General features: G+C 37.1%; 13 protein-coding genes and 1 pseudogene. 5 read left to right on the forward strand and 9 right to left on the reverse strand.

The features are described from left to right. Window positions 1-14: 14 nt before the first annotated feature. Complete coding sequence (locus OZ002_RS02785; protein ID WP_002331459.1) at window positions 15-242, reverse strand: hypothetical protein; 228 nt, start codon at window positions 240-242, stop codon at window positions 15-17. A gap of 483 nt (window positions 243-725) precedes the next feature. Here OZ002_RS02785 and OZ002_RS02790 point away from each other — a divergent pair, with 483 nt between their 5' ends. Both OZ002_RS02790 and OZ002_RS02795 read left to right on the forward strand, forming a co-directional pair. After that, window positions 726-1,316, forward strand: a complete 591-nt coding sequence (locus OZ002_RS02790; protein WP_156248968.1) for a type 1 glutamine amidotransferase family protein — start codon at window positions 726-728, stop codon at window positions 1,314-1,316. Window positions 1,317-1,505: 189 nt separating this feature from the next. Beyond that, entirely contained in the window at window positions 1,506-2,219 is a 714-nt protein-coding gene (locus OZ002_RS02795; protein WP_002323966.1) for a hypothetical protein, read from the forward strand. A 114-nt stretch (window positions 2,220-2,333) separates the two neighbouring features. Here OZ002_RS02795 and OZ002_RS02800 read toward each other — a convergent pair whose 3' ends face one another. After that, on the reverse strand, window positions 2,334-3,344 hold the full coding sequence (locus OZ002_RS02800) for a S66 family peptidase (protein WP_125179151.1): 1,011 nt from the start codon (window positions 3,342-3,344) through the stop codon (window positions 2,334-2,336). A gap of 36 nt (window positions 3,345-3,380) precedes the next feature. Next, window positions 3,381-3,863 (reverse strand): YbaK/EbsC family protein, encoded by a 483-nt coding sequence (locus tag OZ002_RS02805; protein WP_002294466.1) that lies wholly within the window; start codon window positions 3,861-3,863, stop codon window positions 3,381-3,383. Window positions 3,864-4,012: 149 nt separating this feature from the next. Between OZ002_RS02805 and OZ002_RS02810 the strand changes: the two genes are divergently transcribed. Both OZ002_RS02810 and OZ002_RS02815 read left to right on the forward strand, forming a co-directional pair. After that, window positions 4,013-4,381 (forward strand): iron chaperone, encoded by a 369-nt coding sequence (locus tag OZ002_RS02810; protein ID WP_002294467.1) that lies wholly within the window; start codon window positions 4,013-4,015, stop codon window positions 4,379-4,381. 464 nt (window positions 4,382-4,845) lie between these two features. After that, window positions 4,846-5,298, forward strand: coding sequence for a helix-turn-helix domain-containing protein (locus OZ002_RS02815; RefSeq protein ID WP_002296526.1), 453 nt, complete (start codon window positions 4,846-4,848; stop codon window positions 5,296-5,298). Between the two features lie 123 nt (window positions 5,299-5,421). Here the strand turns inward: OZ002_RS02815 and OZ002_RS02820 are convergent, their stop codons facing one another. The 5 genes from OZ002_RS02820 to OZ002_RS02840 all read right to left on the reverse strand — a co-directional run bounded on the left by OZ002_RS02820 (window position 5,422) and on the right by OZ002_RS02840 (window position 12,022). After that, window positions 5,422-6,273 (reverse strand): GRP family sugar transporter, encoded by an 852-nt coding sequence (locus OZ002_RS02820; RefSeq protein WP_104844527.1) that lies wholly within the window; start codon window positions 6,271-6,273, stop codon window positions 5,422-5,424. Window positions 6,274-6,285: 12 nt separating this feature from the next. Beyond that, the gene (locus tag OZ002_RS02825; RefSeq protein WP_002331464.1) at window positions 6,286-7,071 is read right to left on the reverse strand and encodes a glucose-1-dehydrogenase; all 786 of its coding nucleotides are present in this window, start codon (window positions 7,069-7,071) and stop codon (window positions 6,286-6,288) included. Between the two features lie 351 nt (window positions 7,072-7,422). Then, window positions 7,423-8,364, reverse strand: a complete 942-nt coding sequence (gene ribF, locus OZ002_RS02830) for a riboflavin biosynthesis protein RibF (protein ID WP_002288521.1) — start codon at window positions 8,362-8,364, stop codon at window positions 7,423-7,425. 3 nt (window positions 8,365-8,367) lie between these two features. Further along, window positions 8,368-9,291: a tRNA pseudouridine(55) synthase TruB gene (truB, locus tag OZ002_RS02835; RefSeq protein ID WP_002331466.1), complete on the reverse strand. Its 924-nt coding sequence runs from the start codon at window positions 9,289-9,291 to the stop codon at window positions 8,368-8,370. Window positions 9,292-9,658: 367 nt separating this feature from the next. Next, entirely contained in the window at window positions 9,659-12,022 is a 2,364-nt protein-coding gene (locus OZ002_RS02840) for a phosphoketolase family protein (protein ID WP_220723255.1), read from the reverse strand. Between the two features lie 164 nt (window positions 12,023-12,186). Between OZ002_RS02840 and OZ002_RS02845 the strand changes: the two are divergent. Continuing rightward, window positions 12,187-12,643, forward strand: a pseudogene (locus tag OZ002_RS02845) (carbohydrate ABC transporter permease); the annotation flags it as partial. Between the two features lie 156 nt (window positions 12,644-12,799). On the opposite strand, the gene rbfA reads toward OZ002_RS02845, so the two are convergent. Next, the gene (rbfA, locus tag OZ002_RS02850; RefSeq protein WP_002294142.1) at window positions 12,800-13,147 is read right to left on the reverse strand and encodes a 30S ribosome-binding factor RbfA; all 348 of its coding nucleotides are present in this window, start codon (window positions 13,145-13,147) and stop codon (window positions 12,800-12,802) included. Between the last annotated feature and the right edge of the window lie 11 nt (window positions 13,148-13,158).

The raw sequence follows: 13,158 nt of genomic DNA on the forward strand, positions 1-13,158 counted from the left end.
GAAATTCTTTCTCCTTACGTCGAAAAGTCGTGCCTGTTTTCGACCTTCTTAAAATCGCGTTCAAGCACCAACTCATTGAAATAAGCCGCATATTTAGAATCAAGGAAACCTAGCTCTAAAAATGCTTGCTTATTGTCATCGGAGCTACACGGTGCTTTTACAGCCTCTCGATAAACGGTAATCGCAAAGCTGACCTTCGGCATTAACTCAAAATCTGCAAAAATATGAAAAGCTATTTTCACAGATTCCTCCTTAAGTGCTCAGGTCACAACGCTTTGCTTACAACCTCTCATATACGCATACTAAACGTATTTGGCGAACAAATCCACTAAAAAATCCAAGAATCGACTTCTTGGATGATTTTTTCTTTCATTAAACTGGTTACCTAGTTATATATTTCTAGGGTTGTTTTCATGTCTGAGTGCCCGATATGATTTATTTTTCGTTTCTATAATTACTTTTTGCCTTCCAGTTTCTTTTAATATTGTACTCAAGCAAGTGGGAATTGGTTCTTTTGTCATCCATGTATGCAAAATGTTATAATGCTGGTAAACAAAAATGATTACCTGTCATTTTTATTTAGTTCGTATTTAATTAAGTTGACTGTCTGTATACTCTGTCTAAAACTTAAGAATTGTTGTTTTCGCTGTCGCTATCCAAATTTAATGAATGTCTGTATGTTAAAACTGTTGTCCTTGTCATAGATAGTAAAGGAGAGCTTGAAAATGAAAACTGCGATTACGTTTCTATTAGAGGAATATGCCGATTGGGAAGAGGCTTATATTACTAGCACACTAAACCAAAATGAGAAATGGCAAAACAAAACTGCTTCTATCCAATCAGAGGTCACTTCCATTGGAGGATTAAAAACAAAAATCGATTACTTAATCGAACAAATACCTGAAAAAGTTGACCTTTTTATTATGATCGGTGGCAATTCATGGGACATAAAAAATCATCATTTATATCAAATAATCGATAAATTGTTAAAAACAGACGTACCAGTAGCTGCTATTTGTGGGGCAGTTGATTATTTAGCTCAGAGCGGATTATTGCAAGGTTACAAACACACCGGAAATGCGCAATTTTCTTGGTTAGAATCGGAAAATTATCAGAATAAAGAAGATTTTATAGAACAACAAGCTGTGAAAGATCGTAATTTGATTACTGCGAATGGAACAGCTCCTATAGAATTCACAGACTTGATTCTTCAAGCAGTCCATTTTGAAACAGAAGAAATAAGACAAAAAACGATTCGTCTATACAAACTCGGATTCTATGATTACTATAAAAAGTACGGAGATCCTTTCTCCTAATCATTCTCTTCAATTAAATACTCCTTATCAATAGTGTGACAAGTAATTTTACTGATGATTATTTGTCACACTTTTTCTGACATTTATCAAAGAAGATACACTCTATTTATATTCATAGACAAGGTTTTACGGATTCAAAAATTCAGGATTATGCTATACTGGTATTAAAAAAATAATGAGGTATTTTATATGAAAAAGTTAGGTTTTATTTTATTGTTGGTCTCTTTATTCCTTGTAGGATGTACGTCTCCTAGTAAAGAAAATAGTGATCCATCTGCGACCACAGACAAAAGTTCAATCAGGCAAACCAGTTCAGCTGAAAAATCAAGTACTCAGAAATCAGCTTCTACTGAAACGAATACATCTTCAACAAGCAGTAAAGTCTCAGAACCCAATACTTCTTCTACATCTAGTAGTACAGTTGAGACAAATATTTCTTCTTCAACAATAGACACAACCTCCTCACAGTCTTCTCAGTCAATAGATCCGTTAGCAGGATATTCTGATCTACAAATTGAGTACGCACGTGTTTGGCTAGCTATTAGAGGTAATACTTTTAGAGATACATCGGGTGATTTCGAATTACATGTTATTCATTATCCTGCAGGAACACCTATCGCCCCTTATGATGCAGGGAGTGCAGTCTATCCGAAAGATGTGGTTATGCTCACTGGGAAATACAGTTACCAGGGAGTTTTAGTGTATTCAAGTAACCATGACGGGACAATCACTAGTTATCCAGTTCCTTCACATTGGCAAATGCCTGCAGATCAAACATCTTATCCAGCGTTCATTAGAGAAACAACTCAAGAAATCATTGATAATGCATCTGTAGTAGCTATTCCTACAGGAAATCCAAATGATGTGAAACAGCTGATCAATGTGATAGTTATGGATAATTAAAATTTCTAATAGATCATACAAAAAGAAGCTGGCAAAATACTGTCAGCTTCTTTCATTTTCTTTTCTATTTAGATTTGTTGGTCTTTGATAAACTCCAAGGCAGGAAAAAATTTTTTAAATAAACGTTTGCAAAACAGTCGCTTTTCTATCTTCTACCGCTACTTCTGCATAGGCACCATTAATCAATGTCAGTTGTGGCGGTACATGACCACAATCAATATCATACAAGATCGGTAGTTTTAATTCCTTTGACAGATCTTCGTATACATCCTTCATTTTATAATCTAACAAATCCTCTGCCGCACTTCTACCGAACATGATCCCCGAGCTGCCATCAAACCAGCCTGCCAGTTTCATCTGAACAAGTGATCTTCTTAAATCAACTGACGATAGCTCACAGTTTTCTAGAAACCACAAGATCGGCTTTCCATCATTATACTTTCTTTTAAAAGATTGGACATCTCCATAAGGGGTACCGATTAAATGCCTGATCGTATCAATACAGCCACCTAATAATCGTCCCTTCATCCTTACTGCATCTCCGCTGATTGATTGCCAATTTGTTGGTTCAGTGAGATGGAAAACAGAAGATGATGAATGCTCATGGGGCCACACTTTTTGATACTTTTCAGAAGATTGCTGTAGAATCGATTCTCCTTCTCTTGTTTTCAGTACACTTTCCCACATTGCTGTCGTTTCATCCAAGTACTCTCCTCTTAAATCAATAAGGTTAGTTCCATGTGCAGTGGCTATCCCTGTTTTTAATGTGACAGCAAGTAGCAACGTACTAATATCTGAATAACCTACTATCCATTTTGGTTGTAGAGCATCAAAATCGACAAAATCGAGAATCTCAATCAATAATTCTCCTCCCCAAGGCGGAAAGATCATTTGGATATTTTCATCTTGCATCATTTGATTGAATTCATCTGCTCGTTTTCTTGCTGGACCTGATTTTTCCTTATCTTGCGTCCAAAGCGTCTTTCCAGTAACTACTTGGAAAGATTTTTCTTCCATTCTCTTTAAAGCTGATTCGAGTAACGAATGGTGTTCCTCTGATACGCCTGAGGATGGTGCAGTAACCCCAATCGTTGCATTTCTTTCTAATAATGGATAACTTATCATGTTGCTTCACCTCCAAGTATGCACTATTTTACTTGGTTAATTGTTTTTTTCGTTTGCCGGCATCAAAAATATCGGCATCTCAAGTAGCTGGATGATTTTGTTTAAGTCAACCGTTTGGATGACCATCGTTTGATCTGGTCTACCTGGTGCAAAAACAAGTTTTTCATTTGATAAGAGCTCTTCATCAATAATAATCGGAATCTGTTTTTCATAACCAAACGGAGAAACAGCGCCCTGCTTTTGTCCCGTTTGTTCTTCCATGCGTTCTGATGAAACAATAGAAAGCCTTTTACCGACGATCTTCCCTAATGCTTTGAAATCCGTTTGTTTCGTAGTAAAAGTCAGATATACGTAGTTATTATCTTTTTTATCTTTTAAGAATAAGCTTTTGGTCTCTGTACCTGTAAATCCTTGTTCTTTCTTTATTACCAAAGCATCTTCATTTGTATAAATGGCTCGATGATGATACAACTCAAAATATATATTTTCGTGTAAGAATTTCTTTGCCAAGTCAATCATTTTTATGTCTCTTTTCTATTTTATTATTTGAGACATCTTATCATATAAATATAGCGGTTACAACATTACTTGTGTTTTGTTCGTTTTTTATACATAACTATTGTTTTTCTGGTAAAATAAATCAAACCACTTAATGGAGGCGTTTTAGAATGGAAAAATTTCAGCCGATCATCAATCAGATCAAAGAAAAAGAACATCAACAAAAGATCAAAGACCTTTTTGCTAAGATAACAGAAACGTATCCCCAGCTAGACACAACTGTAAAATGGAACCAACCTATGTTTACTGACCATGGTACCTTTATTATTGCATTTAGTTTTGCTAAAAATCATTTTTCTATCGCACCGGAAAAAGCAGCGATTCGTGCCCTTGAAAAAAATATCCAAGAAGCAGGCTACGTATATACGGATAACGTCATCAAAGTTCCTTGGAAAAGTGTAATCAACTGGGAATTGATTGAACAATTGATTTCATTTAATATTGAAGATAAAAAAGGTCATGATAAATTTTGGCGATAAAGCTTTATACGAATAAACCTTTTACTGGCGAGGAAACTATTCATCATCTTATACAGGTTTTGTTCAATCCTATCCTTTTTATCATCCCTGGTTAAACACTTAATTGACAAAGTATCTGCTATTTTTATAAGGAGTCTTTCTTGTGCTGAAAAAAATCACTGATTGAATGGCTTTGAATTTTCCACTTAGTAAAATTATTTTTTCAGCAATTTTCCTGCAAAACTTTTGAATAAGGAAAAAATACGAGAAAATATCAGTGATCTTTCATAATACTGCCCATTATTTTCAGGTATATTTAAATATAATATCACTTTAGGAGAGAACGAATTTCTTTAGAGAAATAAAAGTTAGAATTTTCTGACTTGATTTTTACAATGACCTTAATTAAAATCGTTCTTTCTACATTTCGTGATTAAGCAAATATCAACTAAGTCAGTAGAACCATTCACATAGGAGGGTGAACATTGAAAGATTTTTACTCAGTAAATGAATTAGCCGAACAATTAGGTGTTACTACACGTTCTATCAGAAATTATCTTCATGAAGGAAAACTAAAAGGAACAAAGGTTGGCGGGCAATGGAAATTTTCTGAACGTAATCTTTTTGAGTTCCTATACGGAGACCAAGCAGAGGAAGCAGCAAAAGAAATGCAGCGATTCATGCTAAATGCACCAATCACGATGCGTTTCAACCTTCAATATCGTGATTTTACAGCAATCAATCAATTCCGAGAACAATTAGTCCAGTACCATAACGATGTTTACGCAAATAAAAAAGACCGTCTTTTACAATACGATCTTTATAAAGACAATCATGCGGAGATACTAATCGGTGGTAACTTCAATTATGTCGTAAACTTTAGTCAATGGATCAATGAAAAATTATTGATCCAGACAGATATTTCCCTTGTATCTTAAACAATTAAAAAGCGCTAGAAATTCCAGAGATGTTGGAAATTCTAGCGCTATTTTTTTATAAGTACTTACTGTTTGGTTCAAACAAATATTTTTTTAATAAATGAGATTTTACCATCTTTATCCTCAAATAAAGACCGTGACCATGCTTCCTACTACGATCAGCAATAATCCGATAATCGTTAATTTTTTTTCTTTTGGTGTCTTATTTTCATGCAGGATGTACATACCGCCTAATGTAGAGATAACTACGTTTAGCTGTGTAATGATATATGCAGTAGCAACCCCATTTTCATTTGCTGAAAAAATATAAGCCAATGCTGACACACTAAAGATGGCTCCAACGATCGTTGCTTTCCAACTCTTGTCTTCAGAAAATGCGGTTGGTTTACGGAAAATCACATAAATCACTGCCCCTAAAAAGACACCGATCATTTGCGGAAAGAAAATGGAAAGTCCGCTTGCATCAACTAGTTTAGGCAATGCACTGTATACCCAATAACCAATACTTGTTGATGCTAATAGACTAATTCCTTTTGTGATACCGCCTTTTTTTCCAGGATCATCACTGATTGCCGTTAAAGCAGAACCAAATACAAGAAGAATGATTGCTGCTGCTCCAATGATTTTCCCCATACTTCCAGACCATTCTCCAAAAGCGAAGACACCAATCAACGAGGTTCCGACTAACTGTAATGCAGTCGAAATTGGCATCGTTTTAGAAACACCAATCAAGTTGAAAGATGTATACTGTCCTGTTTGTCCAATAACCCAAAATGCACCAGAAAGTAAACTAATCAAAAATGTCGTCACTGAAATACCAGCTGGAGAAGCGAATAATTGAATGAGTAAGCCGACAAGCACCGCTCCAATACCAGTTCCTAATATCTCATTTGTTGGTCTGCCACCAATCTTTTTCAAAATCAGTGGCTGGATCCCCCAGCCAACTGCCGGGATCAATGCAATCAATAAACCCATTTTTATTCACCCTTATCCTTTTCCACCTTGGAAAGAAGGATATAAAGTCATCCCACCATCTGCAAATAGTGTAATACCTGTAACATAACTGGATTCGTCTGAAGCCAACCATGCAGCTGTCGCTGCTATTTCTTTTGGTTCACCTACGCGTCCTAGTGGGATCATACTTTCCAAGAGTTCTTTTTGTTCAGGATCATCAAATTTTGCCGCATTAATAGGTGTACGGATAGCACCAGGGCCTATACTATTGATTCTGATTCCCTTCGGTGCATACTCCATTGCTACCGTTTCGGTAAATAATTTTACCCCGCCTTTTGAAGCAGCGTAATGAGCAAAAGTTGGCCATGGGATCTGTTCATGAACAGAAGACATATTGATGATATTTCCTTTTTTATTATTCTCTGTAAAGTAATTTAAAGCCGCTTTCGTTCCGATAAAAACGCCAGTCAAATTGACTTTTAACACTCTTTCCCAATCTTCAAGGCTAAGTTCATGGGTTGGATGCTGATTTTCCATCCCAGCATTATTAACCCAAACGTCCAGTGTCCCAAAATTTTCTAAAGCCGTATCAAGTAAACGCTGTATTCCTTTTTCAGAACTGACATCTGCTTGTACAGAGACTGCTTTTCCGCCTGCCTCTTCGATTGCTTTGACTGCTTTTTCTGCTCCTTCTTTATCCGAGTTATAGTTGACAACTACATTCATTTTTTCTTTCCCGAATCGTTGAGCAATCGCTGTTCCAATCCCCTTTGAGCCACCAGTTACTACTGCGACTTTGTTTTCTAATTCCTTGTACATAGTACCCACTCCTTTTTCATACCTAAACCTGTTATTACGGATAACTTTTATTTCCGTCTTAAAGTGAGTGTACACCAAGATATATAGTCTAAAGCAAATGATACGCTCTGGCAATCGTTTTCATGAATTGCTAGTGTCCTTTTATTTCTATAAAGAAAGAGGTTGTGACAGAAGTGGTCAGCTTCAAGAAATTTCGGCTTATTTCCGAAGAAGCTACTTCTGAAAAACCATTTATTTGGAAAAAAAGGCTGTGACAAGACTTTTGTCGCAGCCCCTTTCCTGGGCTTATTTATCACCCATTTTATTGTAATTGCTAGTTATACATAAACAAGAGATTTTATGCATAATGTTTTATTGCTGAGAAAAATATTCAGCTGTTGCTTGTTCATCCTCTTTGAGTTGTTCAATCAATTCCTCTACACTAGAAAATTTCACTTGATCTCTTAAAAATTGATTCCAGCGTACTGCGACATGTTCACCATAGATATCTTGATTAAAGTCCAAAATATACAATTCTACAGTCAGCTCCCGTCCTTCACCGAATGTATCATTATGTCCAATTGAACCCATGGCTGGATACCAAGTTTCCCCAATTTTTATTTCCGATACATAAACACCTTCTTTAGGCAAATGAACTGTGCTCTTTACTTTGACATTTGCTGTAGGGAATCCTAGTAGTCTGCCTCGTGCATCGCCATGGACAACTACCCCTTCTACCTCATATGTGCAACCTAATAGTTTTGCTGCTTCTTTTACTTGTCCGCTGTCTAGTAATCCTCGAATACGGGTAGAGCTGATTTTTTCACCTTGTTCTTCTTCTTTAGAAACTGTGACGATTTTGAATCTTCCTTTGGCATATTCAGGAAAATGAGCGACATCTGCAATGTCTTTTGGTCCATACGTATAATCAAAACCGGAAACAGCATATTTTGCATGTAACCCTACGATGTATTGATCAACAAATTCCTGCGGTGCTAAATGAGCAAAAGAAGAAGTAAAATCAACTTCATATAAATAATCTATACCCAAAGCGGCCATTTTTTCTTCTTTTTGCTTAAGGCTAGTCAAATATTTCACGCTGCTAGGATCGATCTTTTTAAAGACAATAGATGGATGCTGATTGAAAGTCATCAATGCTAATTTCAATCCTTCTTTTTGTGCAATTTCCATACCTGTCTTTATGACTTTCTGGTGTCCGATATGCACGCCGTCGAAAAATCCCAGCACTAAAACGACATCGTCTTCTGGAATTTGTTCTGATTGGTAAGGATGTCTGATCTTGATGATATTCATTCGTTATTCCTCATTTCTCAATACTTTACTAGGTTTTAATTTGTTTTTTTCTTTCGGGTTTGGCTGATAGATACTGACAACTTTTCCTTTATAAAACAAAGCAATTTCTTCTGACGGCATTTCTGGGAGCGCAAATACAGTATAATTAAGTCTCATACCGTTTTTTACTTTCTGCCATACTTTATCAGTAATATCTACTCGTTTGAACCGTTCCACTCCTTTTTCTATTGGCAGCAAACAATCATCGATTGTCCCATTTTTCACAGCTTGAGCTACTTCTTCTAATGTCAGAGCATCCTTCTGGGACATACCGGCACTTGCTGTTCGGGTCAGATCAGACATGTGCGCAGGGTAACCAAGTTTCTTGCCTGTATCTACAGCTAATGTGCGGACATAGGTTCCTTTCCCGCATTCTACTTCGAAGCGCCAAGAAATGGTTCCTGTCACTTCGTCTCTTGTCAATTCACTTGTCCGGATAAAACGGTAAATCTGAGCCTTTCTAACAGGCCGCTCCACTGTTTCATTATTGCGGGCATATTCATATAACCGCTTACCGTTGACTTTTACCGCTGAGTACATTGGTGGTATCTGGGTGATCTCACCAATAAATGAAGCCATCACTTCATCTATTTTTTCTTCAGATAAAGACATATCTACTGGTTTTGTTTCTACCCGTTCTCCGGATCGATCTTCCGTCGTTGTACTGAAACCTAGAGTTATCTCGCCTACATAGATTTTCCCAGAATCTGTCAAATATTCGATAACTTTTGTGGCTTTTCCAATACAAATGGGCAACACACCGTCTACGTCTGGGTCAAGCGTACCCCCATGTCCGATTTTTTTCGTATGTAAGATTTTTCTTAATTTGAATACGCAATCATGACTTGTCATTCCGCGTTCTTTCCATAAAGGTAATAACCCGTCCATGTCTTTTCTCCATTTCATTTTTGATTTAACTGAATTATTATAACACATTGCATCAATTACTGACGAATTTGACATCATAATGAACGGTTTTTATTTTTCGGCAATAAAAACGTAACAAAATTCATGCTCACGTAAATAGAAATCATGTTATGCTTTTTTAAAGGAGGGAATAGAATGGAAGATTTTTTCTTTGCACCATTTGATTGGATTTATGGGTGGCTTACAGGTAAATAGTTTGGTTTTCACTTCCCAAAAACGAAAAAAAAGACTGGCCATTCTTCCAGTCTTTTTTCCGTTTTTTTTATTTATTTTTTCAGTTTCTTAATCAATGTAAAAAATTCTGTTTTGCGGGATCGATTTTATCATTTTATTGGTCAAGTTTTTTCCATTTCCAATCCAATACTTCTGGCAGATCAATACCATTTTCACGAATATAGTTTTGATGTTCTTGTAATTTCTGATCCATTTTTTTCGCAAAATCTTCTGCTTGACTTCCTTTGATTTTTAAAGCTGCGTCTTTTGCCAAATGATAACGATCAAGTTCATTTACTACACGCATGTCAAATGGTGTCGTGATATCTCCATTTTCTTTGTAGCCATGAATCATTAAATGATGGTTATGACGATCAAAGAAAATCGTGCGGACCAATGTTTCATAACCGTGGAAAGCAAATAAGATCGGTTTGTCTTTTGTAAAATATTGATCAAATTCTTCATCGCTCAACCCACGCGGATCTTGACTTGGATGACGTAATTTCAATAAATCTACGACATTGATGAACCGAATTTTTAGTTTTGGGAATTCTTCCAGCAGCAAAGTTACAGCTGCTAATGCTTCTAAGTTAGATTCCGTTCCTGCAGCAGCAATGACCAATTCAGGTTCCTCCTCTTTTGCTGTCGAAGCCCAATCAATGATTTTCAAGCCTTCATTCACTAAGACGGCTGCTTCTTCTGCTGAGTAAAATTGAGCACGCGGATGTTTGGAAGAGATGATCAAATTGATTTTTTCTGACGAGCGGAATGCTTTATCCATGACTGCGAGCAATGTATTTGCATCCGCAGGCAGATATTCACGGATGAACTCCGCCTTCTTTTCTGCCAAATGTGTCAATATTCCTGGATCTTGGTGGCTATATCCATTGTGATCTTGCTGGAAGACTGTTGAGCTTGCAATGAGATTCAGCGAAGGATAATCCTTTCGCCAAGAAAGGTCATGTGATTTCCGCATCCATTTGAAGTGCTGAGTCAACATAGAGTCAACCACTCGCAAGAATGATTCGTAACTTGCAAAAAAACCATGCCGTCCAGTCAGAACGTACCCTTCTAAGAACCCTTCATCTTGGTGTTCCGATAATTGACTGTCGATGACGCGACCAGATGGCGAAAGCCATTCATCATTTTCTGATTCGATTTTTTCCATCCATTGGCGATTTGTCGTTTTGAAAACTTGATTCAATCGGTTTGATTTTGTTTCATCTGGTCCAAATATACGGAAATTTTCTGGATTTTTCTCAATGATCTCGCGAACGAATTTACCAAGTTCGGTCATATCTTCTGCTTTAACGGAGCCTGGTTTTTCAAATTGCAAAGTATATTTTTTCCAATCTGGCATAATAAGCGGTCTTGGATCGATTCCACCATTGGTGATAGGATTTTTTGCCATTCTTTGGTCACCAGTAGGCGCGATTTCTCTGATTTCTTCTAAAATACGTCCTTGTGCATCAAATAATTTTTCTGGTTCATAGGATTTCAGCCAACGGAGTAAAGCATCTGCATGATCCATATGTTCTTGATCTACAGGAATCGGTACTTGGTGTGCTCGGAAGGTGCCTTCAATTGGTTCCCCGTCCCATTCTTTTGGACCGGTCCATCCTTTTGGTGTGCGTACGATCAATACTGGCCATTTTGGCATCACGACATCTGTTGCTGTCTTCAGGCGAGCTTCTTTTTGGATGGATTTAATTTTCTCGATTGCTTGATCCATTTTTTCAGCCATAACAGGATTTAATTTTTCTGAATCATTTCCTTCAATAAAGAAAGGTTCCCAGCCAAGTCCGTTAAAGTAATTTGCTAATTCTCCATCTGATTTACGTGCCAAGATCGTTGGGTTGGCTATTTTTGCACCATTTAAATGAAGGATCGGTAAAACAGCTCCATCTATCACTGGATTGATAAAGACATTTGAGAACCAGCTTCCAGCTAAAGGACCGGTTTCTGCTTCACCATCACCAATCACGACAGCAGAGATTACTTCAGGATTGTCTAATACAGCTCCTACTGCATGTGAAAGAGAGTATCCAAGCTCTCCGCCTTCATGGATAGAACCTGGTGTTTCTGGTGCTGCATGAGAAGCAATGCCTCCAGGAAATGAAAATCGTTTGAATAATTTTTGCATTCCTGTCTCATCTTCCGTTACTTCTGGATAGATCTCTGTGTAACTTCCATCTAAATAAGCATTCGATACCATGACTTGTCCGCCGTGTCCTGGCCCTTCAATATAAAACATGTTCAAATCATATTTATTGATGACTCGGTTCAAATGGACATAAATAAAATTTTGGCCAGGAATCGTTCCCCAATGACCGATTGGATGTTTTTTGACATCTTCTGGTTTCAATGTACGTCTCAGTAAGGGGTTATCTTTAAGATAAAGTTGCCCAACAGAAAGATAATTAGCAGCACGCCACCAAGCCGTCATTTTATCAAAGTATTCTTTACTAGAATAATCCATACATAACACTCCTTTTCATTATTACTCTTATTCTAGCGCAGATACTCCCAATTGAAACCTAATAAGTACTTCTGTTCATTTGTTTGGATTTTATATCTAGCCAAATGAACAGGTATAAAAAACCACGAAATTTTTCCTTTCGCTGACGTTTTTTACATTGATCCAAAAAACTTGTCGTTATCACAATGGCTGTTCCGCAGTTCATTTCGCTCCTCATCATGCATAATTTGCTGAATGACGCTGGGCCAGTTAACACATTGTTAGAAAACTGGGGCTGGATCGAGCAATTCCTTTCCTGATTGATCCGTTTTATGTAAAAGTCTCTGTTATCTTTGTCAATATGTGAATTGGTATCCCAGCTACTATGCTAATTTCTACAGGGATTATCCAAAATTTGGATCGTGACCAAATCGAAGCGGCGTAATCGGAAATATCAATAACTTCAACGTGGTTTTTCTTTTAACTGTCGGCGGACCGACAAACTCAAACTTTTATGGTGCAGGTTCCACTGATCTTCTAGTTACTTGGCTATACCTGACTGTCACTAAAATAGATTACAATCTAGCTTCCGTTATCGGTATCTTGATCTTTATCTATATGCAAAAATTTATATACTACTAGAAAAAAGAAAGTCGAATTTTTTACTTTTCTTTTTCTCTTTTTTGGTTAGCTGACACGCCGCAAGACTAAAGTCATGGAACTCTTAGGTAATACGTCTTAATGAAAACAAAAAAATCCCGCAACCCCTGATTTCACAGGATTTGCGGGATTTTTTGATTAGTCTTTGTTCAAGTCGCGAAGCAATTCATCGATATGGTTGCCATAGACAACTGATTCATCAAGTTCAAAGAACAATTCAGGTGTCTTATAAATACTTAGATTGTGCCCTAATTCTCGACGAATCAATCCTGATGCTTTATTCAATCCATCTTGTGCTTTTTTCTTATCTGATGCTAAGTCAGATAAAATGCTGTAATAGATCGTTGCTTGCTGTAAGTCCCCCGTAACTTTCACATCTGTGATCGTTACGTTCTCCACACGAGGGTCACGGACCTTTTTGCGCAAAATATCATTGACTTCTTTTAAGATTTCTTGACCGACTCGGCGATCACGGTAGTTAGCCATAATGATTGGCC

It is taken from the genome of Enterococcus sp. E4-150 (assembly GCF_035726465.1).
Taxonomy (GTDB): domain Bacteria; phylum Bacillota; class Bacilli; order Lactobacillales; family Enterococcaceae; genus Enterococcus_B; species Enterococcus_B faecium.

Excerpts from the sequence above, each read along its gene's own strand:
- OZ002_RS02790 (WP_156248968.1), top strand. The coding sequence starts at position 726 with ATGAAAACTGCGATTACGTTTCTATTAGAGGAATATGCCGATTGGGAA.
- OZ002_RS02795 (WP_002323966.1), top strand. The coding sequence starts at position 1,506 with ATGAAAAAGTTAGGTTTTATTTTATTGTTGGTCTCTTTATTCCTTGTA.
- OZ002_RS02800 (WP_125179151.1), bottom strand. The coding sequence starts at position 3,344 with ATGATAAGTTATCCATTATTAGAAAGAAATGCAACGATTGGGGTTACT.
- OZ002_RS02805 (WP_002294466.1), bottom strand. The coding sequence starts at position 3,863 with ATGATTGACTTGGCAAAGAAATTCTTACACGAAAATATATATTTTGAG.
- OZ002_RS02810 (WP_002294467.1), top strand. The coding sequence starts at position 4,013 with ATGGAAAAATTTCAGCCGATCATCAATCAGATCAAAGAAAAAGAACAT.
- OZ002_RS02820 (WP_104844527.1), bottom strand. The coding sequence starts at position 6,273 with ATGGGTTTATTGATTGCATTGATCCCGGCAGTTGGCTGGGGGATCCAG.
- OZ002_RS02825 (WP_002331464.1), bottom strand. The coding sequence starts at position 7,071 with ATGTACAAGGAATTAGAAAACAAAGTCGCAGTAGTAACTGGTGGCTCA.
- ribF (WP_002288521.1), bottom strand. The coding sequence starts at position 8,364 with ATGAATATCATCAAGATCAGACATCCTTACCAATCAGAACAAATTCCA.
- truB (WP_002331466.1), bottom strand. The coding sequence starts at position 9,291 with ATGGACGGGTTATTACCTTTATGGAAAGAACGCGGAATGACAAGTCAT.
- OZ002_RS02840 (WP_220723255.1), bottom strand. The coding sequence starts at position 12,022 with ATGGATTATTCTAGTAAAGAATACTTTGATAAAATGACGGCTTGGTGG.
- rbfA (WP_002294142.1), bottom strand. The coding sequence starts at position 13,147 with ATGGCTAACTACCGTGATCGCCGAGTCGGTCAAGAAATCTTAAAAGAA.